This window comes from Pseudomonas sp. B424 (assembly GCF_055408345.1).
In genome coordinates this window covers 42,834-64,879 of record NZ_JBUZTL010000022.1, presented here as the reverse complement: position 1 = coordinate 64,879, position 22,046 = coordinate 42,834, and the positions used below count along the sequence as shown (strand labels likewise).

The following is a 22,046-nucleotide window of genomic DNA, read 5'->3' as shown; positions in this document are numbered from 1 at the left end:
GCATTCCCATGGCCCTGCCCCGCAAGCTGAAAAACATGAACCTGTTCAACGATGGCAACAGTTACACCGGTGTCGCCAAGTCGGTCACCTTGCCTGCCTTGGGCCGCAAGATGGAGGCCTATCGCGGCGGTGGCATGAATGGTCCGGTGAAGGTGGATCTTGGGTTTTCCGACGACGGCATTCAGTTTGAGTGGAAGACCGGCGGCCTTGATCTGATCTCGCTCAAGCAATTTGGTGCGGTCAATGCCTCGGGCGTTGCCCTGCGTTTTTCCGGCGCCTTTGAACAGGACGACACGGGGGAAGTCAGCGCCGTGGAGGTGGTGGTACGTGGTCGGCATGAGTCCATTGAGATGGGCGAAGCCAAGCCCGGTGATGACACTGAGCACAGCATCAAAACCACCTGCACTTACTACAAATTGACCGTCGATAACGCAGACATCATCGAGGTCGACTTGCTCAATTTTATCGAGAAGGTCAATGGCGCAGACATGCTGGAAAAACAGCGCAGCGCCATCGGCCTATAACTTCGATAACCCTTTCCCCCGGAGCCTTTTATGAAAACCAACGACACCCCTGCCATCGATGACAACTGCGTCAGCCTCGACCAGCCAATCAAACGCGGCACCTCGGAAATTACCTGCATCACCCTGCGCAAACCCTCGTCGGGTGAGTTGCGTGGTGTGTTGTTGATTGACCTGCTGAACCTGGACGTGGCCAGCCTGATCAAGGTGATCCCGCGTATCAGCAGCCCGGGCATTACTGCCCCGGAAGCGGCCAGCATGGACCCCGCCGACCTGCTGGCCGTCGGCAGCAAGATCGCCGGTTTTTTGTTGCAGAAGTCGGCGAAGGCGGAAGTATTCCTCGTTGCGTAGAAGACGCCATGGCCGATCTGGCCGTGGTGTTTCACTGGGCGCCGGGGGAGATGAATCACCTGGGCCTGCAAGAGCTGATGGACTGGCGCGAACGGGCCAGGGTGCGGAGTTGCGCGGATGGCGAATGATCTGAAGTTGCGGGTGTTGTTGAGCGCTATAGACAAGGCAACCGGCCCTCTCAGACGCATTGCCGGTGGCAGTACCGCAACGGCCAGAGCGCTCAAGGCCGCACGCGATCAAACCATTCAGCTCAACCAGCAGCAGCGCGATATCAGCGGATATCGCATCGCCAATATTGAGATGGCCAGGCAGGCACGCGCCATGCGCGAGCTGAACCGCAAAACCACCAACAACACAGCGGCCCTCGACCGGCAGCGCACGGCTCACGCCAACATAAAGGGCAACCTCAAGTCGGCCCAATCGGAATACAACAAGCTGTCCAACGCCTTGATCAATGGCAAGGGAACCTCCGCCCAGTTTTCCCGGGAGCTGGATAAAACCCGAATAAAACTGCAAAGCGCTCAGCAGGCCTACAGTCGTTCATCCAGCAGCATCAAGACGTATCAGGACCGCATTCGCGCCGCCAACAACCAGCTTGGGCAGTTGAACACCCAGCACGCAGGTAGCCAGCGCAAATTGGCCCAGTACAAAACCAGACTTGATCAAGCAGGCATCGGTACTGACGGTCTGGCAGGCAAGGTGCGTCATTTGCGCAACCAACAGAGTCTGCTTAATGGCGTGATGGACAAGCAAAAGGAAAAGCTGCGGGCACTGACCAAAGCGCAACAGCGTTTTCAGCAGGGCAAGCAAAACGCTCAAGCAGTGGCAGGCAAAGGCGCTGCGGGCATGGCTGCCGGGGGAGCTGCCTTGTACGGCAGTGCACGGGTACTCGCCCCCGGCGTTGCCTTCGACGCCAGTATGAGCCGGGTGCAGGCTATCAGCCGTCTGGACAAAAAAGATCCGCAACTCAAGGCGCTGCGCAACCAGGCACGCCAGCTGGGCGGTTCCACCCAGTTCACAGCAGGCCAGGCAGCAGATGCTCAGGGCTTTCTGGGTATGGCAGGGTTTGACCCAAAAGCGATCAAAGCGGCCATGCCCGGCATGCTCGATCTGGCGGCTGCCGGCGGTGCAGATCTGGCGCAGACCGCTGATATTGCGTCGAACATCATGTCCGGGATGGGCCTGCAAGCGGATCAGATGGGCAAACTGGGGGATGTGTTGGTGGGTACCTTCACCCGCTCCAACACCAATCTGCAAATGCTGGGTGAGACCATGAAGTACGCCGCGCCCATGGCCAGGACCTATGGCGTAGAACTGGAAATCGCCGCCGCAATGGCAGGAAAACTGGGTGATGCCGGGTTGCAAGGCAGCATGGGCGGCACCGCTCTGAGTACGATCATGAACCGCCTGGCGGCACCGCCCAAGGCCGCACGCAAAGCCCTCGACGAGTTGCAAATCAGCGCCGTGGACACCAACGGCAACCTGCGCCAGATGCCCGAGATCCTCAAGGATATTTACGACAAGACCCAGACTATGGGCAGCGCCAAACGGGGGGGATTGTTGAAGGCCATCGCCGGTGCCGAAGCGGTCAAAGGCATGGCGCAACTGGTGGATCAGGCCGGGGTTGGCGAGCTGCAAAAGCTGATTGCTACCCTGCGCGAAACCCAAGGTGAAGCCGCCAAAACCGCCCGTGTCATGGCTGACAATCTCAAAGGCGATATCACCACGCTGGGCAGTGCTTGGGAAGACTTCGGCATTGAACTGGAGGAACAACAGGACGGCATGTTGCGTGACCTGGTGCAGTCCATCACCGGCATTGTCCGTGGTGTTAAAAACTGGGCAAAAGAAAACCCTGCTCTCAGTGCCGGGCTGGTCAAAACCGCCGCGATCATTGCGGGGCTTGCTCTGGCCATAGGCGGCCTGATGATCACTGTCGCCAGTGTGCTGCTGCCTTTTGTAGCTCTGCGTTTAATGCTGGCTCAGCTGGGCATTCGTCTGCCGGGCTTAATAGGCATGTTCCTGAAACTCAGCAAGAACGTGCTGCCTTTTGTTGGCAAGGCCCTGCTGTGGCTTGGGCGAGCGCTGATGCTTAACCCAGTGGGCATCGCCATCAGCGCCATTGCAGCGGCTGCCTACCTGATCTACGACAACTGGGACGCGGTCAAACGCTACTTCGCCAGTGCCTGGGCAGAAATCAGGGCCGGTTTTGACGGTGGTGTGGGCGGCATCATTACGGTGCTGGCCAACTTCAATCCGGTCGGGCTGATGTACCAGGCCTTTGCCGGAGTGCTGAGTTATCTGGGTATCGACCTGCCCAACCGCTTTACCGAGTTCGGCAACATGATCGTCAATGGCCTGGTCAACGGGCTGTATGCCGGCCTGGGAAAAATCAAAACCGCCATCAACAACATTGGCGACTCGACCATTGCCTGGTTCAAGGAAAAGCTCGATATCAACAGCCCGTCGCGGGTGTTTGCGCAGTTGGGGAACTTCACCATGGCCGGCCTGACACAAGGCTTGGTCGATGGCGGTAAAGGCCCGCTCAAGGCCATAAACCAGCTCAGCAAGCAACTGACCGCCACCGGTGTACTTGCCCTCGGCACACTTGGCACACCGGCGCTGGCCGTCGACATGCGCCGGCCAATCGCTCCACCCGCGCCGTCTACCTACGACAGCAACGACCACTACGAAATCAATATCCACCCCGCCGCCAATATGGATGCCCAAGCCATCGCCCGGGCTGTGCGCGCCGAACTGAGCCGCATCAGCAACGAAAAATCGGCCCGGCGCCGCAGCCAACTCTCTGACCTGGACTAACCACCATGATGCTTGCCCTCGGCATGTTCGTGTTCAGCCTTTCAACCCTGGCCTATCAAGAGCTGCAGCGACAAACCGAATGGCGCCATCCCGGCAGCAGCCGGGTGGGTGCAGCGCCGGCACGGCAATTTGCTGGGCGTGGTGACGACATCATCACCCTGCCCGGCATTCTCTTCCCCGAGTTGGCCGGCACCACGCTGAGCCTCGATGCGTTGCGGCTGATGGCGAACACCGGCAAGGCGTGGCCGATGATTGAGGGCAGCGGGCGGATTTACGGCCTATGGGTGATTGAGAGCCTGAGCGAAACCAAAACGGTGTTTTTTCGCGACGGCACGCCGCGCCGGGTTGAGTTCACCCTGAGCCTGAAGCGTATCGATGATGATCAACTGGACCTGATCGGTGCGGCCACCGATGCAGGTGTCAGCTTGTTGCGAGGTTTGCTGTGAGCGCAATCGCGGGGGACGCCGGGTATCCCACCCCGGTGTTTCGCCTCACGGTGGAGGGGCAGGACATTGCCCAACGGATCAGTCCGCGCCTGATCAGCCTGGAGCTGACCGATAACCGTGGGCTTGAGGCCGACCAATTGAGCATCACCTTGAGCGACCATGACGGCTTGCTCGCCATACCTGCCAAAGGCGCGCAGTTGCAGCTCTGGCTCGGCTGGAGCGACACCGGCCTGGTGGACAAAGGCAGCTACACCCTCGACGAAATCGAACACAGTGGCGCCCCGGATACCCTGAGCCTGCGGGCCAGATCGGCTGACCTGCGCAAGAGCCTCAAGAACAAACGCGAACGCAGCTGGAGCAATACAACCCTGGGTGAAGTGATCCGTGACCTTGCTCTGGGCAATGGCTTGAAACCGACCATCGCGCAGAAACTGGAGGGGTTGCCCATCCTGCAGCTCGATCAGGCCAACGAATCCGACGCCAACCTGATCTGCCGCCTGGGTGAAGAGTTCGACGCGGTGGCCAGCGTGAAAGCCGGTTGCCTGTTGTGCCTGCCGGCCGGTGGCGGGCAGTCCGTGAGCGGTACCGCACTGCCCCATATCACCCTCACCCGTGCCGATGGCGACCAACACCGGTACCTGCAGGCCGACCGCGACAGCTACGACGGCGTGCGGGCGTATTACTACGACATCAACAGCGCCAAAAAGCAGCAGGCCATTGCCGGCGGCGGCGACAACCTCAAAGACCTGCGCCATACCTACAGTGATCAACAATCAGCACTCCGAGCCGCCCGGGCGGAATTCAGGCGCCTGCAACGGGGCAGTGCCACCCTCAGCTACAACCTGGCCATGGGCCGAGCGGACTTGATTCCTGAGCTGACTTACACGCTCCAGGGCGTAAAGGCGGAAATCGACGCGATCATCTGGTACGGCGGCAACGTGCAACACCGCCTCACCGCCGATGGCGGCTACACCGTGAGCCTGGAGCTGGAAAGCAAGTTACCGGAGGATGGCGTTGAGGATCTGGCTGAAGACCAACAGGGGGAGTACTCGGGGGTGATTGCGTATTACCGCGATCTTAAAACGGGCAAGCAACGGTCGGTGACTGCAGGGGATCAGGCTAAACCGAAGCGGCTGCTTTACCTGTATGTCAGCAAGGAGACTGCCAGGCGGGCGGTGGATCGGGAGTGGGCGAAGATGGCGCACGTAACAAGCCCTGCGTAGTGCAGGGCTGAACGCTAGCGCTTAGTGAATCAGCCGAGCGGCCGTAAATGCGATACCCGCCAGTACGGCGGCCGTGGCGACAAACCATTTGGTTTGGTTGTTAAACCCTTCAATGACGGAGGTTTTCAACTCGGCCATGGAGACTTTGAGATCGCCCAAGTCCGTTTTTGTGGCCATGGTTTTTTCAATACTGTCCAATTTGGTCTCTACCCGCACCATCCGTTCGCGGATGTCGGGGAGCGCTTTTTCCAGAGCTTCGACTCGGCTTTTCAATTCATCATCTCCTGGAGGACCTGGCGGCGTTCCACTCCCTTGATTATCGTTGCCACTTGCCTTTCTGTCACCGCCCAGGCGACCAGAGCGCCTTTCACTCAGGTACACCAGTTCAAACGGTTTGGTCATGAAGACACTCCTGGCCCGACGTTGATGTCGCTGGATTCAATTAGCACCCCGTCCAGTGCATCGAGTGCATGCAGACGCATGAAACCGCAGTATTTGCAGTACAGCAGCACGGCGGATGGGCCGTTGAGCGCGAAATTTGGCCCAAACGCCCAAGGAATCCTGACGCCTGTGGAGCCTGTCATGTGCGGTAACGCCCAGTCGTCTTGCTCACACAATGGGCACTCCGGTTTTGTTATGCGCTCCTTAAATATTTGCGCTAAACGATCTGTATCAAGACTTTGATCATCACTGGACACAGGACCTCCTGCTCAGGCTGGGGTTAAACGAAACGTCTAGCGTTCCAGAATCTCAACCCTCAGATCAGGGTCATAGTGGGTTGTCGCCCAATACCCCGGCGACTGTTGTTGTCCAAGGGTATAGCCAATAAAAGTTCGCTCGGTTTTTCGGGTTGCGGTTGCCTTGATTGTTTCTGCTACGGTTTTTAATTGTTCTGGTGACAGTTTATGCGCCAGCCGTACTTCAACTGTTCGTTTAATTGGCCCCATGTAAACATCACGCTCAAGGTAAAATGAATTGGCCAGTTCACCCAAAGCATACGTGTCTTTGCTGTTGTCATTACCCTGGGTATCGCTTTCGCTGCATGCAAGAAGCAAGAAGCAAGGCACATAAAACGCTGATGACAGATAATCTTATTAGATTGATCACTTGCCCTATCCCCTGACCTTTCGTCCTTACATCGCCGAGCTATCCGGCGAGCCGGAACAACCATGGGAGCCCAAGCGAACGCTTGGGCTGATGAACGATATAAGTTCAACCCGAGGTCGCTGCAATCACCTCCGCCACTCGACGAATATAACGCCTATCAAGTTCGGACATTTCCCTATAAAGAGTAAGTAACATCTTCTCGTCATGGGTTAACGACTCGGTTTCTACGGCCACTTCAATTACTTGACTGTCATTGGACTTAGATGGGTCCGACATGCTAACTGCTCCATTGATCGCATAGTCGGGGGGACGGTAACGGGGGTATTCCCAAAGTTAAGCGGGACAGATACGCCGTAGCTTGAAAGACTATTCTTTTCCTTTAGCAGATTGTTCCCACATGGCACCGACGATTCGATGAATAGCCGCCTGATCGGCCTCAGGTAATACCCTGTATTGATTTACCAGTTTGTCTTCAGCAGCGGTAAAGCCTTCGACGACCTGCGGGGTTGCCGCGCCTGTGACGACGTAGAGGATGTCGACGCCTTTTTCAGCCACGGCCGCGAGATAAGCCGCGTCGGGACAACGCTCACCTTTTTCGTAGTTGTACTGGCTGTTTTTCGATGCGCCAGCGACTGCCGCAAATTCAGTCTGGCTGAATCCCAAGCGTTCACGCTCTTCTTTGAGACGCTCACCAATTCCCACAATCGTCTCCCTATAGGCTTTACAATCCCACAATCATGGGAAATACTTCGTCTGTCATCACACTAAATCACACGATCAGAGACTATGCCGAACACATCCCGTTTTGAGCAAGCCTGCCAAGAGGCCCGTGAGCACCTGGGACGACTCGGCATCACGACCAAAGAGTGGGCTGAACAACATCGGTTTAACCCCTCTACGGTGTACGCGGTATTGAACGGGCAGAAAAAGTGTTTGCGTGGTGAAGCTCACCGGGCAGCCGTTTTGCTCGGAATCAAAGATGGCGCGACTACACACCAAGGCCTTGGGCGCCAAGGAGAACACTGCGAATGAAACGCCCGGTTTTGACTATCCGCAAGGACGTTGTACTGCCCCGCGCAGGAGCCTGCCGATGAGCACTTACAAGTTGATATGCCCTCACTGCCAGTCACGTATGCGAATCCGCACCAGCGAGGGCAAACATATCTTTCTGCGCGTGGCCTATTTGCAATGCACCAACGAAGGTTGCGGCTGGGCGGTGCGCGCCGAGTTTGAAATGACCCACGAAATGAGCCCCAGCGGTATGGCGAACCCTGAGGTCAGGCTGCCGATGGCCACTGCCGCGCAGCGGCGTGCGGCGATGCTGTCAGCCACCAACCAACCCGATCTGCTGGATAATCTGGAAATGGAGCGTGCGATATGAATACGGCAACCCATACCGAACATCAGGAATACGACGCCAGCATGCAATCGGCGGCTCTGTTCTTTCTGCAGCGCCATCAGGCTGAACACCTGGGCAATGATCAATTGCTGTTTTGCCGTACGGTGCAACATTTGACCGCAAGCCTAGAGGTTCCATTGCATAAGGCTGAGAAGCTGGTGACTCGCGCTTATGGCGAGTTGAAGTGCAGCAATAACCGCCACCAGTTGGATGTTGACGCCAGCTCCACCGCTGTCGCTGTGGTGACTGATCCCTCAAGCGGTTTGACTTGGGCGGTGCCGGTCAATCTGATCTACGAACGCATTATCAACGCAACGGACAATCGTCGCTTGCGCCTCGTTACGCCCTAGCTCTTAAACACCCTGCCCTGACCCGCTGGTAATGGGTTTGGGTGAATTGCACCCGAAATTTGAGGTGGACGGTCCAACTCGATGAATATGGCACTTGATTTGCGCACCGAGGTGCTACTGCGTTTGGAGCAGCACTACGGCCTTAAACGCCGCCAGAACACCCGTTATCTGCGCGGTGGCAAATGCCCGGCGTGCGGCAGGAATGAGCTGTATGCGCACTACGCCAACCCTTGGCTGATCATTTGCGGGCGTGAGGGTAAATGCTCGCAAAGCTGGCATGTCAAAGAACTCTATGAAGATTTGTTCGACGACTGGAGCAAGCGTGCGCCCGCCACTGATCAGCACCCCCACGCAACGGCGCGGGCGTATCTGGAGTTTGCCCGCGGCTTTCGCTTTGAGCTGATTCAGGGCTGGTTTACCCAGGACTCCTTTTACTCGACCCAGCTCGATGCGGGCAGTGCCACGGTGCGCTTTGCTCTGGAGAAAGGCGGCTATTGGGAGCGCCTGATCGACCGCCCTCAGCGCTTCGGCAAGATGAAAGCGCGCTTCAAGCCCCATGACAGTTACAAGGGCGTGTGGTGGTGCCCACCTTGTGTCGATCTGCTGCAGGTCAAAGAGCTGTGGATCGTCGAGGGTATTTTCGATGCGATTGCGTTGGTGCATCACGATATTGCGGCGGTGTCGGCCATGTCGTCGAATGCCTTCCCTGAAGCGTCCCTTAAAGAGCTGTCACGGCAACGCGGCGGCAAGTTACCCAAGCTGATTTGGGCGCTTGATAACGAGCCCGGGGCGCATCGTTATACCAAGCGCTGGGTGCGCCTGGCCCGCGAACTTGGCTATGTCTGCGAAGCGGCGCAGATCCCTCAGCCCGACAGCCGCAAGCTTGACTGGAATGACTTGCACCAGCGTTGGGTGGTGATTGATGAGCCGAGTAAACGCGCTGAGCGGGTCAGTAAAGACCTGAGAGCTGCCCGTTATCACGGCTCGTTATTGATCGCCGAGAGTGCTGCCGAGAAAGGCGTACTGATGTACGAGTGGCGCGAGCTGCACGAATTCCATTTTGAATTCGACAATCGGCTTTACTGGTTCACGATGGATTTTGACAAGTTCAACCGGGCCATGCTCGCGCTGGAGTCTTCGTCGCTGGAATCAGACCAGCAACTTAATGAGCGTCAACGCCGGGACAAAGCGTTGCGCCAATGCGGCGGCGTTGTTGAGATCGCTGATTGCTACCCGCAAGCGTTGTACTTCCAGCGCAATGAAGTGACGGATGAGTCCTGGTACTACTTCCGTATCGACTTCCCACACGACGGGCCCAGCGTTAAAAGCACCTTCACCGGAAGCCAGGTATCCACGGCCCCGGAGTTTAAAAAGCGCCTGTTGAGCATGGCAGCCGGACCGTTCTATACCGGCAACAGCAAACAACTCAACAAGATCATGAAGGAGCAGCTGTTTGGCCTGAAGACAGTCGAAACCATCGACTTTATCGGCTACAGCAAGCAGCACGGCAGTTATGTGTTCGGGGATATCGCGGTGCGCAACGGCGTGCTCAGCGAGGTGAACCAGGAGGACTACTTCGAGTTCGGCAAGCTGCGGCTCAAGACGCTGCAAAAGTCCAACCCGATGCACATCCAGCGCAATGCCAAGGAGTACCGCGAAGACTGGCTGCCCATGCTGTGGACCTGCTTTGGGGCCAATGGGCTGGTGGCGTTGACGTTCTGGTTTGGCTCGCTGTTCGCGGAGCAGATCCGGGCGCAGTACAAGTCGTTTCCCTTTTTAGAAGCCACTGGCGAAGCCGGTGCCGGTAAAACCACCCTGCTCACCTTTTTGTGGAAACTGCTGGGTCAGGAGAAGGAAGGGTTCGACCCGTCCAAATCTACTCGCGCCGGGCGTCAGCGAGCGATGGGGCAAGTGTCCAATATGCCGGTGGTGTTGATCGAGGGCGACCGCAACGAGCCGGACAAGCTCCATGCCAAGGGTTTTGACTGGGATGAGCTGAAGGAGTTTTTCGGCGGCGGCACCCTGGGTACCAAGGGCATGAAGACCAGCGGCAACGAGACTTACGAGCCGCCGTTTCGCGCAACGATTGCGATCAGCCAGAACGCGGCTGTCAGCGCGTCGGAAGCGATCCTGACCCGTATCGTCAAACTGCATTTTGCCCGCCCTGCCGTCACCACAGAGAGCCGTATTGCCGCTGACAATCTGAACCAGATCCCGGTCGAGCAGTTAAGCCACTTTCTGCTCAAGGCCATACGTGCCGAGCCGCAGGTAATGGCCAGGTTTGCCGAGCGGGTGGTGGTGCATGAGGAGCGCCTGCGCAAGCTCAAGGACATCCGCGTAGAGCGGATTATCAAAAATCACAGCCAGCTGCTGGCCCTGCTCGATTGCTTGCGGCTGGTTTGCCCGCTGGATGAAAACCAGCTGGCCACCACCCAGCAGCAGCTCACGGCCATGGCCCTTGAGCGCCAGTCGGCAATCAGCGCCGACCACCCGCTGGTGGCGGAGTTCTGGGAAGTTTACGAGTACCTCGAAAGCCTGGGCGAAGGCCCGCAGGTGAACCACAGCGCCGATCCGAAGCTGATCGCCATTCACCTCAACGGGTTTGTGAAGCTGGCCCGCGAGCATCACCAGAACGTGGCTGATCTCAAGGTGCTGCGGCCGCTGCTGGAGAATTCCCGCAGCCGCAAGTTGGTGGACATCAATAAGGCTACTTATAGCGCCGTTCGCGCTTCGCAGGCGGCGACCAATCCGTTGCAGAGCAACCCCAAAACCTTGCGCTGCTGGGTGTTCCAGAGCGCTTTATCGCTGTAACCAGAGGAGTACCAGCATGCAAGAGAACCCCAAGACTGGAGCATCCCCAATATGAAGACGCTCCTGGTATTGATGGCCCAATATGATGGTCAGGTTGTGATCCCGCTGGAGAAGGTGTGTACCGACTACTTCACACACCTGACCACGGAGATGTTCCAGCGTAAGGTGATGGCTGGCCAAATCAGGATACCCATCACACGTATCGAAGCCAGCCAGAAAAGTGCCAAGGGGGTGCATATCACTGACCTTGCCCAGTATCTGGATACGCAACACGCTGCAGCGGTGAAAGAGTGCATGCAACTCAACAGCGCACTGCGCAGTAGATGACTCACCTAAGTGTTTTGGCGCCTAACATCACGGGCGCCTGAAGCACTTTTTCGTACCACTTCCAGCCAGCATAGACATCACCACGACCGCGCAGATGGGTATAGCGACGCATCGAGTTCCAGTCGCGGTGGCCCGAAACGCTGGCCACACGGGGAATATCCCAATCCATCTCGAACAGGCGACTGACACCCTCATGACGCAGGTCGTGAAAGTGCAGATCGATGATCCCCAAAAACTTGCAGGCCCGTGTCCAGGATGCGGAAGTTGATTCAGCACTGTAGGGAAAAATCACGTCAACGGTCTTTGGCATTGACTGCAGGATGGCCAAGGCTTCAGGCGGTAGATGACACCACACATCATTGCCTATCTTCTGCCCGGGATTTTTCATATCCCGCACCAGGACTCTACCCCCCTCAGCGTCCAGATCCGCCCACTTGATCCGGGTGATCTCTTCCTGACGCCGTGTCGAGAACAAGGCAAACGCTGTCATCTTGAGCATATTGATTGAAGTCGGGCGCCTGTCCTGAATCGATTGAAAGTACTCGAGCAGCTTATCCAATTCATCCAGTGTCGGGCGGCGGTCACGCTCACGGCTACGCATGTTGTAGCCCAGCTTGCGCAAGACCTTACGGGCATTGCCCATTGCCTGAGGATCGACCTCGTAGCCCCATGCTGGACGAGCAATGGATAGCACTGCCCCAAGGTGGGCCAAATCATTGCCGGCGGTCTGAGGCAGCACCCCTCCGCCTTCTGGCCCCATGCGCCAGACTGCATACTCAACCAATACCTGGCAGTTCAAGTCCTGATCATTGACCTGGCCCAGGTAGGATTCGCTGATAGCTTTGAGTGTGGCCAGTTTGGTTTTACCCATAGCGCGGGCTTTTTCCATTTCAACCATGTACCGCTCGATCATTTCCTTGACTGTAGCGCCTACGCGGTTTGCCCGCTCGATCGCGCCGGGTTGGTCCAGCTCGGCTTCACGCTTGCGAACCCAAGCTTGAGCGGCCTGTTTACGGGCGAAGGTCTGGCTCTCTTGGTAGACTTGCGCCCCTTCACGAATCAGGCGTATTTGAGCCGTGTAACTGATGCTGCCGTCGGTGCGTTTGCGTGCTCTGATCGTGGCCATGGTCAACTGGTACAATTCGAAATTGAGATGGTACATTGTACCAGTGACATACAAAAAACGCCCTTTTACCCCCTAAAACACGCCTTAAACACGTAGAGCAAAATGCTAGAGAAATCAGCTACAACCCACGAAAACAAAGGCTCTGCGGTGTCCAGACGCTTTAGCGTGGCCCCTATGATGGATTGGACCGATCGTCATTGCCGCTTCTTCCTGCGCCTCCTGTCCAAAAATGCGCTGCTTTACACTGAAATGGTCACCACCGGCGCGCTGATCAATGGTGATGCCGAGCGCTTTTTACGGCATGACGAGACTGAACATCCGCTGGCCTTGCAGTTAGGCGGCAGTGTTCCGGCTGATCTGGCAGCGTGTGCGCGCCTGGCTCAGGCTGCAGGGTATGACGAGGTGAATCTGAATGTCGGCTGCCCGAGCGATCGGGTGCAGAACAATATGATCGGCGCTTGCCTGATGGCCCACCCGACGCTGGTTGCCGATTGCGTGAAGGCCATGCAGGACGCGGTGTCTGTTCCTGTCACGGTCAAGCATCGGATAGGCATTAACGGGCGCGATAGCTACGAGCAGCTGTGCGACTTTGTCGGCACTGTGCGAGATGCCGGTTGCACCAGTTTTACCGTGCATGCCCGTATCGCCATTCTCGAAGGCCTGTCGCCCAAAGAAAATCGCGATATCCCTCCTCTGCGCTACGACGTTGCCGCACAGCTGAAAACCGACTTCCCGGAGCTGGAGATCATTCTCAATGGCGGGATCAAGACGCTGGAACAATGCCAGGAGCATTTGCAGGTGTTCGACGGGGTGATGCTCGGCCGTGAGGCCTATCACAACCCTTATATCCTGGCAGAGGTCGATCAGCAGCTGTTTGGCAGCTCCGACCCCGTGATTTCACGGGCACAGGCGCTGGCGCTGCTGCGACCGTATATCGCTGCGCATATCGCTGCAGGCGGTTCGATGCACCATATCACCCGGCACATTCTGGGCCTGGGCCAGGGCTTTCCTGGTGCCCGTCGCTTCCGTCAGTTGCTGTCGGTGGACATCCACAAGGCCAAGGACCCTCTGGCCCTGCTGGATCAAGCCGCAGAGCTGCTGGAAGGCCGCTGACCAAAAAGGGGCCGCCCCTGTGCAGGACGGCCCCTTTTTCATGCGTGCTGCCTGCTCGAGATCAGTGACGCTCGAGCGCATTCACCAGGTCATGAAACGCTTCACGGTTGGAGTCGTTCAACCCCATCAGGATCTTGTGCGCCTCCAGCACCTTCACCCGCACCACTTCTTCAGACTGGTCCTGTGAAGGCAGGTCGGTCAGGCATTCCGGACACGGGATCGGCTTGCCGATAATGTTGAACACCTGATCGAAACCCATCGACTGCAGCAGCCGGGTGATGTCTTCATGGGTGGTGACCACCGTCGGCAACAGGCCTATTTTTTGACGCGACAAGATCGACAGCTTCGCCAGCAAACCCAGAGTGGTGCTGTCGATACTGCGGGTTTCGGTGAGGTCTATCACGATGGCATTGAAATTCAGCGCCGTGAAAATCCTCTCGATTGTCGCATCCAGTGCCGAACACAACGTCAGACGCACTTCACCCACAAACTTCAGGACGAAGGTGCCATCCTGTTCGGCGAACTGAATTCTACCGGTACTCATTTAAGATTCCTGCTCAACACCAACAAGGCGATATCATCCGGCATCTCCCCGAGCGTAGCTAATCCAAAAACCTGGCGCAGACCATCCAGGCTGCCGCCTGCTGTTTTCACCAATTGCGGTAAAGCAGCTTCCTTCTCTTTGAGCGTCGGCTCAGTCAGAAGATCCAGAATCCCGTCCGACATCAGCGTCAGGCTGAAGGCGTGTGGCAGTTTCAGAACATGATCTTCATAGGTGGCTTCGTTGAACAGGCCAACAGGCAACCCCCGCCCTTCCAGGTAACTCACACTCTCAGGAGTGTAGAGCACTGGCAGTGGCAAGTGACCACCAATGCTGTAGGTCAGCTCGCCGGTCTCCTCATCAATTACGCCGCCCACCATGGTCACATGCTTGCCCAGCTTGCAGTTGATCAGGCCACGGTTGATATGCCCAAGCACCTCGGAGGGCTTGAACTCCGGCAAGGTCCCGTTGCGCTTGGACTCGAACAGCAAGCGCGTGGTCATGAACTTGAGCAGCACCGTGACAAACGCCGACGAGGCGCCATGACCGGAAACGTCCGCCAGGTAAAACGCTACCCGACGCTCATCAACCCTGAAGTAGTCCACAAAATCACCGGACAGGTACAGGGACGGAATGATCTGATGCGCAAAATTGAAGTCATCGATGGCCCATGGGCTGATCGGCAGCATGTTCATCTGCACCTGCCTGCCCGCGTTCTGGTCTTCCTGCAGTAGATGCAGGCTGGCCTCAAGCTCGCGGTTGGCAGACTCCAGCTTCTCCCGATAGCGCTGGTTCTCAAGCAGTAGCCGTGCACGATCCAGTGCCCGGTGTACGGAGTGCTCAAGAACGGCGAGGTCTTCGAGCGGCTTGATCAGGTAGTCGGCAGCACCCAGACGCAACGCCTCGACCACATCACTCATCACACCTGCCCCGGAGATAACGATCACCGGGGTTTGTGACGAGCGCTGGGTGACCTGGCGAATCAACTCCAGACCACTCATTTGCGGCATGCGCAGGTCACAGATCACTAAGTCTGGCTGCTCTAGCTCGAACACCTGAAGGCCTTGCAAGCCATTACTGGCCTGAAGGACGCTGAAGCCGCTGTCTTCCAGGTAGGCCGCCAGGCTGGCGCGCACTACTTCGTCGTCATCAATGATCAGCAGCGTGGCACTGGTTTTTTGCATGTGGGCAAACGGCGCCAGAATTAGGTTGTCGCTGGAGCCCGAACACGTCGGGCTCACGACTGAATTGGCTTGTGAACATCCCTGACTCAAATCGATTGTGTTGCTCGATCCTACAAAGGTGCCCGTGTAAGGCGCAGACGGTACTCCCATCCGCGGGGGGTTTCAAGCTCAGGCAGAGGGTGGCTTCAGGTGTTCGTCGCGTTAAATTCCCGCGGGTTATAAGAACCTAGCTGGCAGCAACCAAAACCAAGGTTTAGCGGCCTGGGAACACGACGGTTTTTGCGGCCCAAAATGCAAAAAACGGCCCTGGGGGCCGTCTTCTGCGTGCTGGCTGGACGGCTTAAAAGTCGTCTTCAACCTGCCCGTCTTTGACCTTGAACTCGCGGTGCTGCAAGTAGGCGTTGCGAATAAAGACGTATTTGTCGCCTGTCACCAGTTTTTCGGCAGACAGCAAGCTGGCGCGAGTATCGATGATGTCCATGCCGATCGCCATGTTACGGGCCGGAATATCGTGCATGTACGGGTACGGTTCGGTGAAGCCGTCCGGGTAGAGGGCGACTGCGTCACGCACGGTGCTCGGGCCCAACAGCGGCAGCATCACATAAGGACCGCTTGGAACGCCCCAATACCCCAGCGTCTGACCGAAGTCTTCGCTGTTGCGCTGCAACCCCATCTTGGTACCCACATCAAAGAAACCGGCGACACCCAGGGTGGTGTTCATCAACAAGCGGGCGGTATCCACACCGGCCGAGTGTGGCTTGGCTTGCAACACATCGTTGGCCAGGTTGCGCACGTCGCCGATGTTTCGGTACATGTTGTGGATGCCGTCTTCCAGAAATTGCGGCGTGATGAATTGATAACCTTGAGCAAGCGGCTTCAAGGCATAGGTATCAAGCTTTTCGTTGAATTTGAAAATTACCCGGTTAACTCCTTCCCACGGATCATCTTCAGTGGCGGCATTGGCAGCCACTGGCAACATCACCACACCGGCACAGACACATAGTTGAGCAAGACGATCAGTCCAGCGCATAGCAAAACTCCTTGAGAATACTTAACACTTGGGCGCTATGCCCTGGGTCAGGCCGTTAGTATAACGACAAATGCCCATTAGGCAGCCCCCAAGCAATACCCTAAACAGACTTGCCCTAAAGATAGTCGTTCCGCGGCACCGGGTTTGTTTATGTACAAAATGATTCTGCGCCTTTATGGCCGATATATCGCCCACAAGGGATTTTGATAGAGATCATGCACACTCAGCGCGAGTGGATTAATCTAGAGGCCCGCTTACTGACCTTTTGTTCACTGCGAAGGTCTACAACAGAGCCTATCAATAAAGGATGAATGCTATGCCTGCCCGCGAACTGCAAGAACAACTCAACACCTTGCGCGAGCAACTGGAACAGAATCCACCGCTCACCCAGGAAGAGCGTGATCATTTGACCCAGCTTGCAACACAAATCCAGGCTCAGATCGATATCGAGAAAGCGACCAACGACACCAGCCTGGCCGACAGCGTCAACCTCGCCGTAGAGCGCTTCGAGGTCGATCACCCTACCCTGGCCGTCACACTGCGCAGTATTGTTCAGACCCTGGGCAATATCGGGATCTGATCACCCCCGCCAGTCGTCAAAAACAACAAAGCCCCGACTCATTTCACATGAGCCGGGGCTTTGTTTTGCTACTCAGGCCATCAGACCACTGATTGACCGCTCAACGCCAGGTCAAGCAGCTCGCGGTTGGCCACCGCGTACATCGCATAGTCGTTGCCCGTTGCGGCACGCAGGTCGACCAGCATCGAGCGCCAGCGCTCAACCATCGACTGGTTCTGCTCAAGCCACAACGCCAGACGCGCTTCAATGTCGGCCGGGGCATCAGCCATTTGCAGGACCGAAACGGTGATTGCACGCTGCTGCCAGTCGATGTCGTCACGGAACGCTTCACGGGCCAGCGCCTGCCAGTTGTTCTCAACCGGCAAGTTGCTGATCTGCTGCAAGTACCAGGTCAGGTCCAGCGCACTGCCAACGGCGAAATACGCCTTGGCCACGTCCGCAGCGTTCTGACCGGTCACATCCGAGGCTTCGATGATCGGCAACAGGGTGTACAGGTGCGTAGTACCGGCCACCATCCGCGCCAGCAACTCAGGTACGCCCGCTTCGACGTATGCCTGATAGCGCGTCTGCCAGCCTTCGCGGGTCGGACCTTCCAGCAGCTCGTCGAGCTTGAGCCCCAATGCCGCCAGGTGCGGCCCGAAGTGCGCCACATCACGCGCAGCATCCAGCTCGTTGCGACGGCTGCGCAGGAACCAGCGCGTTGCACGGCGACCCAGACGCATCAGCTCGTCCATCAGCGCCAGCTGGATTTCAGCCGGAACCTGATAATCCAGCGCCTCGATCTGACGGAACCAGTGCGGGAGGTGGAAAATGTCGCGCACGATGACATAAGCACCAGCCACGTTGGCCGCACTCATGCCGGTCGACTCTTTCAAGCGCTCCACAAAGGTGATGCCCATGTGGTTGACCAGGTCGTTGGCGATCTGGGTGCTGACGATCTCGCGCTTGAGACGGTGACGACGCATGGCTTCGGCAAACTTGCTGACCAGCATCGGCGGGAACGCGGTTTCCATGTCGCGGGTCAGGTAGACGTCATCCGGCACCTGGGAGTTGAGCAAGGCTTCCTTGAGGTCGATCTTGCTGTAAGAGATCAACACCGACAGCTCGGCACGGGTCAGGCCATGGCCTGCCGCAACGCGCTCGTTGAGTTGCTCTTCGGACGGCAGGAACTCAATGGCACGATCCAGCTTGCCACGGGCTTCCAGATCGCTCATCAGACGCTTGTATTCAGCAATGCGCTCATAAGCACGACGGGCCGCCAACGAAATGGCCTGAGTCTGCTTATAGTTGTTGCCCAGCACCAGACCGCCCACTTCGTCGGTCATGCTGCCCAGCAACTGGTTGCGCTGCTTCTCGGTCATATCGCCAGCCTGCACAACCTCGTTGAGCAGGATCTTGATATTCACTTCGTGGTCAGAGCAGTCCACGCCACCGGCGTTGTCGATAAAGTCGGTGTTGGAGCCGCCGCCATTGAGGTTGAACTCGACACGACCCAACTGGGTCATGCCCAGGTTACCGCCCTCACCCACGACCTTGCAGCGCAGCTCGTTGCCATTGACGCGCAACGCATCGTTGGCCTTGTCGCCCACATCGGCGTGGCTTTCGCTGCTGGCCTTGACGTAAGTGCCGATACCGCCGTTCCACAACAGATCCACCGGCGCCTTGAGCAAAGCGTTCAGCAGTTCGGTCGGGGTCAGTTTGTCGGCCGTGATTGCGAAGCGCTCTTTCATCTCCGGGGAGATGGCGATGCTTTTCGCGCTACGGGAGAAGATCCCGCCGCCCGCCGACATGATGCCGGTGTCGTAATCCGACCAGGCCGAACGCGGCAGATCGAACAGGCGCTGACGCTCGACGAAGCTGCTGGCTGGCTCCGGGTTCGGGTCGATAAAGATATGCAGGTGGTTAAAGGCGGCGACCAGCTGCAGCTTGTCGGACATCAACAGGCCGTTGCCGAACACGTCCCCGGCCATGTCGCCCACGCCGACCACGCTGATGCTGTCTTTCTGGACGTTGATCCCGCGCTCTTTGAAGTGACGCTGCACGCCAACCCAGGCACCCTTGGCGGTAATGCCCATCTTTTTATGGTCATAACCGGCCGAGCCGCCCGAGGCGAACGCATCACCCAGCCAGAAGCCGTAATCAATGGCGATGCCGTTGGCAATGTCGGAGAAGGTCGCAGTGCCTTTGTCGGCGGCAACGACCAGGTACGGGTCATCGTCGTCGTGACGCACTACGTTCAAAGGCGGTACCAGGGCGCCGTCCTTGAGGTTGTCGGTGATGTCCAGCAGGCCGGAAATAAAGATCCGGTAGCAGGCGATCGCCTCGGCCTGGATCTCGTCACGGCCGCCGCCCAATGGCAGGCGACGCGGCACGAAACCGCCCTTGGCGCCCACCGGCACGATCACCGAGTTCTTCACTTGCTGGGCTTTTACCAGGCCCAACACTTCGGTGCGGAAGTCTTCCTCACGGTCCGACCAGCGCAAACCGCCACGAGCCACGTTACCGAAGCGCAAATGCACGCCTTCAACCCGTGGCGAGTACACGAAGATTTCAAACTTCGGCACCGGCTTTGGCAGCTCGGGAATCAGGTGCGGGTTGAACTTGAAGCTGAAGTACGAACGGTTATGACCGCTGGCATCCGGCTGGTAGAAGTTGGTCCGCAAGGTGGCTTTGATCAGGTCCAGATAACGGCGCAGGATGCGGTCTTCGTTCAGCACCTGAACGTCGTCCAGTGCCGTCAGAATCGCCTGCTCCAGACGTTGCTGCTTGTCCTCGAGGTCTTCGGCCGTCAGCTTGCGCGCCAGGTAGAAGCGGGTCTTGAACAACCGCGTCAGTTCGCGGGCGATATCGGTGTGATTGTTCAGGGTGCTGGCGATGTAACCCAGGTCAAAGCCCAGGCGGATCTGCTTCAGGTAACGGGCGTAGGCTCGCAGCAGCGCCACATCGCGCCAAGGCAAGCCGGCGGTCAGTACCAGACGGTTAAAGGCATCGTTTTCAGCATCGCCGCGCACGATATGCACGAATGCATCCTGCAGCGTGTCGTTCAGTTGCTGGATATCCAGGTTCAAGCCTTCGCCGGCAGTAAAGGCGAAGTCATGGATCCAGAACTCACGGCCATTGGCGTGACGCAGACGGTACGGGAACTCGCCCAGCACACGCAGGCCCAGGTTCTCCAGAATCGGCAGCACGTCCGACAGCGCCAGCGGCGTATCGGCGTGGTACAGCTTGCAATGCAGCTCCTGACCGGCGCTCTGGCCCAGGGGCTGATAGAAGCTCATCACCAGCGGGTTTTTGTCGCTCAGGTTCATCAGGTGCTGCATGTCGACCACGGCCGAGTGCGCGGCAAAGCGCTCGCGGTAACCTGCCGGGAAGCCTTTGGGGAAGTCCGCCAGCACCTTGGTACCATTGGCCTCGCCGAAGCTTTCGACCACCAGGCTTGCGTAGTCGTCCTGCCAGCTGCGGCAGGCCTGTACCACTTCCTTTTCCAGCAACAGCGGGTCGATATCGATCCGGTTTTTTGGATCGACCCGCAGAATCAGTTGCACGCGAGCCAGCACAGATTCCGAGAAGAAGGTCCAGAACTCGCAATCCGAAGCCTGCAGACGCTCCATCAGCACCTGCTGGATTTTCTGCCGCACTTCGGTGGAATACACATCGCGCGGCACGTAGGCCAGGCAGTAGCAGAAGCGGCCATACGGATCTTTGCGCAGGAACACGCGAATCTTGTTGCGCTCCTGGATCTGAACAATCGACATCACGGTGGTGAACAGCTCGTCCACCGGCGTCTGGAACAGGTCGTCACGGGGCAGTACTTCAACGACCTGAGCCAGTTCCTTGCCCAGGTGAGCCTTGGGCTGGAAGCCCGAACGGCGTTCGATCTCGGCCACCTTGCGGCGGATGTACGGGATCACCCGCACGCTTTCACCGTACACCGAGGAGGTGTACAGACCCATGAAGCGGCATTCCTTGATCACGTTGCCGTCGGCATCGATCTGGCGGATCGACACGTAGTCCGGGTAAGCCGGACGGTGGACGCGGCTCGGGTGTGCAGCCTTGGCAAACGACAACAGGGTGGGCTTGCGCAGGTAGCTGACGGCGTAATCTTCGATACGCAGGTCTTCGGCGGTCAGGCCGGCCCGCAGCAGCTTGGTCAGCCCGAGGAAGGAGCTGGCGTCATATTCGATATGCCCGCCATCCGCCTCGTCACGCACCACAAATTCTTCATAGCCCAGGAAGGTGAAGTGGTTGCCCACCAGCCATTCCAGGAAGCTCTTGATCTCGGCTTTTTCATCGGCGTCCACGGCGTACTGGCAACTGTCGACACTCGCCAGCAGCTCCTGCACCTTGGCCTTCATCGGCTCGAAATCAGCCACGGCCACCCGCACTTCGCCCAGAACCTGTTCCAGTTCCTTGCTCAGCACATTCAATTCGGCGACATGGGCGCAGCGATCGATTTCCAGGTACATCAGCGACTCTTGCGAGACACCTTCGCCACTGGTGCCCTTGGGCAGGATTTCCAGCAACTCGCCTTTGCTGCCACGGCGAACGCTCAATACCGTGGTTTGCAGGGTATGGATGCTATAGCCGCGACGGTTCAGCTCGGTACGCACCGAGTCCACCAGGAAGGGCAAGTCATGATGCAGCACTTCAACTGCAGTGTGCGTCGACTGCCAGCCATGACGCTCGTAATCGGGGTTAAAGACCCGCACTTGCGGCTGGGCCGGGTCGAAGCGCTCCAGCAGACGCCAGGCCGACAGCGTGCAGCCTGCCAGATCGGACATCCGGCGTTGAGTGAGTTCATCCAGAGAAATGATGCCGAAGAATTGCTCAGCGAACAGCGCCACTTGTGGCAGTGCCTGTTCACTGATGTGCTGCGCCAGTGCCGCTTGCAGTTGATGCTGGAAGTCGGCTTTGCTGGCTGCGGTGAAGAACGCCATCTGTGGTACTCCGCTTGGGCTTGTTATTGAGAGAAGCGTCGCGTGTTATTCCCGCATGGGGAGCTGCCTATGCTGTGCAGGGCCTGCCTTGGTATTCACCTTGGCCATTCACCTTGAAAGCGCAACATGACAGGGAGGTGAAGCTGGCCGTGACCCAAGGGTCACATTCACGTTCCAGGATGG

The 22,046-nt window shown here is 57.8% G+C and carries 22 protein-coding genes; 13 read left to right on the top strand and 9 right to left on the bottom strand.

From position 1 onward, the window contains the following. Window positions 1-8 precede the first annotated feature (8 nt). Genes ACZRMS_RS20950 through ACZRMS_RS20925 form a run of 6 tightly spaced genes read left to right on the top strand, consistent with a single transcriptional unit; the run spans window position 9 to window position 5,358 of the window. Window positions 9-524 carry a phage major tail tube protein gene (locus tag ACZRMS_RS20950; protein WP_463996896.1) on the top strand — a complete coding sequence of 172 codons (516 nt, stop codon included), beginning with the start codon at window positions 9-11 and terminating at the stop codon, window positions 522-524. A 30-nt stretch (window positions 525-554) separates the two neighbouring features. Beyond that, the gene (locus ACZRMS_RS20945; RefSeq protein WP_463996895.1) at window positions 555-872 is read left to right on the top strand and encodes a phage tail assembly protein; all 318 of its coding nucleotides are present in this window, start codon (window positions 555-557) and stop codon (window positions 870-872) included. Between the two features lie 8 nt (window positions 873-880). Further along, window positions 881-1,000 carry a GpE family phage tail protein gene (locus ACZRMS_RS20940; protein ID WP_463996894.1) on the top strand — a complete coding sequence of 40 codons (120 nt, stop codon included), beginning with the start codon at window positions 881-883 and terminating at the stop codon, window positions 998-1,000. Further along, window positions 990-3,689, top strand: coding sequence for a phage tail tape measure protein (locus tag ACZRMS_RS20935; RefSeq protein WP_463996893.1), 2,700 nt, complete (start codon window positions 990-992; stop codon window positions 3,687-3,689). The genes ACZRMS_RS20940 and ACZRMS_RS20935 overlap by 11 nt, the downstream gene beginning before the upstream one ends. A gap of 5 nt (window positions 3,690-3,694) precedes the next feature. Beyond that, entirely contained in the window at window positions 3,695-4,135 is a 441-nt protein-coding gene (locus ACZRMS_RS20930) for a phage tail protein (RefSeq protein ID WP_463996892.1), read from the top strand. Next, window positions 4,132-5,358 (top strand): phage late control D family protein, encoded by a 1,227-nt coding sequence (locus ACZRMS_RS20925; protein WP_463996891.1) that lies wholly within the window; start codon window positions 4,132-4,134, stop codon window positions 5,356-5,358. The genes ACZRMS_RS20930 and ACZRMS_RS20925 overlap by 4 nt, the downstream gene beginning before the upstream one ends. A gap of 21 nt (window positions 5,359-5,379) precedes the next feature. On the opposite strand, the gene ACZRMS_RS20920 is transcribed toward ACZRMS_RS20925, so the two are convergent. The 4 genes from ACZRMS_RS20920 to ACZRMS_RS20905 form a co-directional block, all read right to left on the bottom strand. Next, on the bottom strand, window positions 5,380-5,760 hold the full coding sequence (locus tag ACZRMS_RS20920) for a hypothetical protein (protein WP_463996890.1): 381 nt from the start codon (window positions 5,758-5,760) through the stop codon (window positions 5,380-5,382). After that, window positions 5,757-6,056: a hypothetical protein gene (locus ACZRMS_RS20915; protein ID WP_463996889.1), complete on the bottom strand. Its 300-nt coding sequence runs from the start codon at window positions 6,054-6,056 to the stop codon at window positions 5,757-5,759. The genes ACZRMS_RS20920 and ACZRMS_RS20915 overlap by 4 nt, the downstream gene beginning before the upstream one ends. Window positions 6,057-6,092: 36 nt before the next feature. Next, window positions 6,093-6,350: a hypothetical protein gene (locus ACZRMS_RS20910; protein WP_463996888.1), complete on the bottom strand. Its 258-nt coding sequence runs from the start codon at window positions 6,348-6,350 to the stop codon at window positions 6,093-6,095. 481 nt (window positions 6,351-6,831) lie between these two features. Continuing rightward, complete coding sequence (locus tag ACZRMS_RS20905; protein ID WP_463996887.1) at window positions 6,832-7,167, bottom strand: helix-turn-helix domain-containing protein; 336 nt, start codon at window positions 7,165-7,167, stop codon at window positions 6,832-6,834. Between the two features lie 84 nt (window positions 7,168-7,251). Between ACZRMS_RS20905 and ACZRMS_RS20900 the strand changes: the two genes are divergently transcribed. The 5 genes from ACZRMS_RS20900 (at window position 7,252) to ACZRMS_RS20880 (ending at window position 11,352) form a co-directional block, all read left to right on the top strand. Then, entirely contained in the window at window positions 7,252-7,497 is a 246-nt protein-coding gene (locus tag ACZRMS_RS20900; protein WP_463996886.1) for a DNA-binding protein, read from the top strand. Between the two features lie 58 nt (window positions 7,498-7,555). Beyond that, on the top strand, window positions 7,556-7,846 hold the full coding sequence (locus ACZRMS_RS20895) for an Ogr/Delta-like zinc finger protein (RefSeq protein ID WP_463996885.1): 291 nt from the start codon (window positions 7,556-7,558) through the stop codon (window positions 7,844-7,846). Next, complete coding sequence (locus ACZRMS_RS20890; protein ID WP_463996884.1) at window positions 7,843-8,214, top strand: hypothetical protein; 372 nt, start codon at window positions 7,843-7,845, stop codon at window positions 8,212-8,214. The genes ACZRMS_RS20895 and ACZRMS_RS20890 overlap by 4 nt, the downstream gene beginning before the upstream one ends. Before the next feature lie 81 nt (window positions 8,215-8,295). After that, a complete protein-coding gene (locus ACZRMS_RS20885; protein ID WP_463996883.1) occupies window positions 8,296-11,025 on the top strand; it encodes a toprim domain-containing protein in 2,730 nt (909 codons plus the stop codon). A gap of 51 nt (window positions 11,026-11,076) precedes the next feature. Continuing rightward, window positions 11,077-11,352, top strand: coding sequence for a pyocin activator PrtN family protein (locus tag ACZRMS_RS20880; RefSeq protein ID WP_463996882.1), 276 nt, complete (start codon window positions 11,077-11,079; stop codon window positions 11,350-11,352). Between the two features lies 1 nt (window position 11,353). Here the strand turns inward: ACZRMS_RS20880 and ACZRMS_RS20875 are convergent, their stop codons facing one another. Next, entirely contained in the window at window positions 11,354-12,478 is a 1,125-nt protein-coding gene (locus ACZRMS_RS20875) for a site-specific integrase (protein ID WP_463996881.1), read from the bottom strand. Between the two features lie 102 nt (window positions 12,479-12,580). On the opposite strand from ACZRMS_RS20875, the gene dusA reads away from it, so the two are divergent. Then, window positions 12,581-13,591 (top strand): tRNA dihydrouridine(20/20a) synthase DusA, encoded by a 1,011-nt coding sequence (dusA, locus tag ACZRMS_RS20870; protein ID WP_463996880.1) that lies wholly within the window; start codon window positions 12,581-12,583, stop codon window positions 13,589-13,591. A gap of 61 nt (window positions 13,592-13,652) precedes the next feature. Here the strand turns inward: dusA and rssC are convergent, their stop codons facing one another. The 3 genes from rssC to ACZRMS_RS20855 all read right to left on the bottom strand — a co-directional run bounded on the left by rssC (window position 13,653) and on the right by ACZRMS_RS20855 (window position 16,346). Beyond that, window positions 13,653-14,135: an anti-sigma factor antagonist RssC gene (gene rssC, locus ACZRMS_RS20865; RefSeq protein WP_010657349.1), complete on the bottom strand. Its 483-nt coding sequence runs from the start codon at window positions 14,133-14,135 to the stop codon at window positions 13,653-13,655. Continuing rightward, the gene (gene rssB, locus ACZRMS_RS20860) at window positions 14,132-15,316 is read right to left on the bottom strand and encodes a two-component system response regulator RssB (protein ID WP_463996929.1); all 1,185 of its coding nucleotides are present in this window, start codon (window positions 15,314-15,316) and stop codon (window positions 14,132-14,134) included. The genes rssC and rssB overlap by 4 nt, the downstream gene beginning before the upstream one ends. Window positions 15,317-15,656: 340 nt before the next feature. Then, complete coding sequence (locus tag ACZRMS_RS20855) at window positions 15,657-16,346, bottom strand: MlaA family lipoprotein (RefSeq protein WP_463996879.1); 690 nt, start codon at window positions 16,344-16,346, stop codon at window positions 15,657-15,659. Between the two features lie 316 nt (window positions 16,347-16,662). Here ACZRMS_RS20855 and ACZRMS_RS20850 point away from each other — a divergent pair, with 316 nt between their 5' ends. After that, a complete protein-coding gene (locus tag ACZRMS_RS20850; RefSeq protein ID WP_048358152.1) occupies window positions 16,663-16,926 on the top strand; it encodes a DUF4404 family protein in 264 nt (87 codons plus the stop codon). 80 nt (window positions 16,927-17,006) lie between these two features. On the opposite strand, the gene ACZRMS_RS20845 is transcribed toward ACZRMS_RS20850, so the two are convergent. Further along, window positions 17,007-21,863, bottom strand: a complete 4,857-nt coding sequence (locus ACZRMS_RS20845; RefSeq protein ID WP_463996878.1) for an NAD-glutamate dehydrogenase — start codon at window positions 21,861-21,863, stop codon at window positions 17,007-17,009. Between the last annotated feature and the right edge of the window lie 183 nt (window positions 21,864-22,046).

Excerpts from the sequence above, each read along its gene's own strand:
- ACZRMS_RS20950 (WP_463996896.1), top strand. The coding sequence starts at position 9 with ATGGCCCTGCCCCGCAAGCTGAAAAACATGAACCTGTTCAACGATGGC.
- ACZRMS_RS20945 (WP_463996895.1), top strand. The coding sequence starts at position 555 with ATGAAAACCAACGACACCCCTGCCATCGATGACAACTGCGTCAGCCTC.
- ACZRMS_RS20940 (WP_463996894.1), top strand. The coding sequence starts at position 881 with ATGGCCGATCTGGCCGTGGTGTTTCACTGGGCGCCGGGGGAGATGAAT.
- ACZRMS_RS20935 (WP_463996893.1), top strand. The coding sequence starts at position 990 with ATGGCGAATGATCTGAAGTTGCGGGTGTTGTTGAGCGCTATAGACAAG.
- ACZRMS_RS20930 (WP_463996892.1), top strand. The coding sequence starts at position 3,695 with ATGATGCTTGCCCTCGGCATGTTCGTGTTCAGCCTTTCAACCCTGGCC.
- ACZRMS_RS20920 (WP_463996890.1), bottom strand. The coding sequence starts at position 5,760 with ATGACCAAACCGTTTGAACTGGTGTACCTGAGTGAAAGGCGCTCTGGT.
- ACZRMS_RS20900 (WP_463996886.1), top strand. The coding sequence starts at position 7,252 with ATGCCGAACACATCCCGTTTTGAGCAAGCCTGCCAAGAGGCCCGTGAG.
- ACZRMS_RS20895 (WP_463996885.1), top strand. The coding sequence starts at position 7,556 with ATGAGCACTTACAAGTTGATATGCCCTCACTGCCAGTCACGTATGCGA.
- ACZRMS_RS20890 (WP_463996884.1), top strand. The coding sequence starts at position 7,843 with ATGAATACGGCAACCCATACCGAACATCAGGAATACGACGCCAGCATG.
- ACZRMS_RS20885 (WP_463996883.1), top strand. The coding sequence starts at position 8,296 with ATGAATATGGCACTTGATTTGCGCACCGAGGTGCTACTGCGTTTGGAG.
- ACZRMS_RS20880 (WP_463996882.1), top strand. The coding sequence starts at position 11,077 with ATGAAGACGCTCCTGGTATTGATGGCCCAATATGATGGTCAGGTTGTG.
- ACZRMS_RS20875 (WP_463996881.1), bottom strand. The coding sequence starts at position 12,478 with ATGGCCACGATCAGAGCACGCAAACGCACCGACGGCAGCATCAGTTAC.
- dusA (WP_463996880.1), top strand. The coding sequence starts at position 12,581 with ATGCTAGAGAAATCAGCTACAACCCACGAAAACAAAGGCTCTGCGGTG.
- rssC (WP_010657349.1), bottom strand. The coding sequence starts at position 14,135 with ATGAGTACCGGTAGAATTCAGTTCGCCGAACAGGATGGCACCTTCGTC.
- rssB (WP_463996929.1), bottom strand. The coding sequence starts at position 15,316 with ATGCAAAAAACCAGTGCCACGCTGCTGATCATTGATGACGACGAAGTA.
- ACZRMS_RS20855 (WP_463996879.1), bottom strand. The coding sequence starts at position 16,346 with ATGCGCTGGACTGATCGTCTTGCTCAACTATGTGTCTGTGCCGGTGTG.
- ACZRMS_RS20850 (WP_048358152.1), top strand. The coding sequence starts at position 16,663 with ATGCCTGCCCGCGAACTGCAAGAACAACTCAACACCTTGCGCGAGCAA.
- ACZRMS_RS20845 (WP_463996878.1), bottom strand. The coding sequence starts at position 21,863 with ATGGCGTTCTTCACCGCAGCCAGCAAAGCCGACTTCCAGCATCAACTG.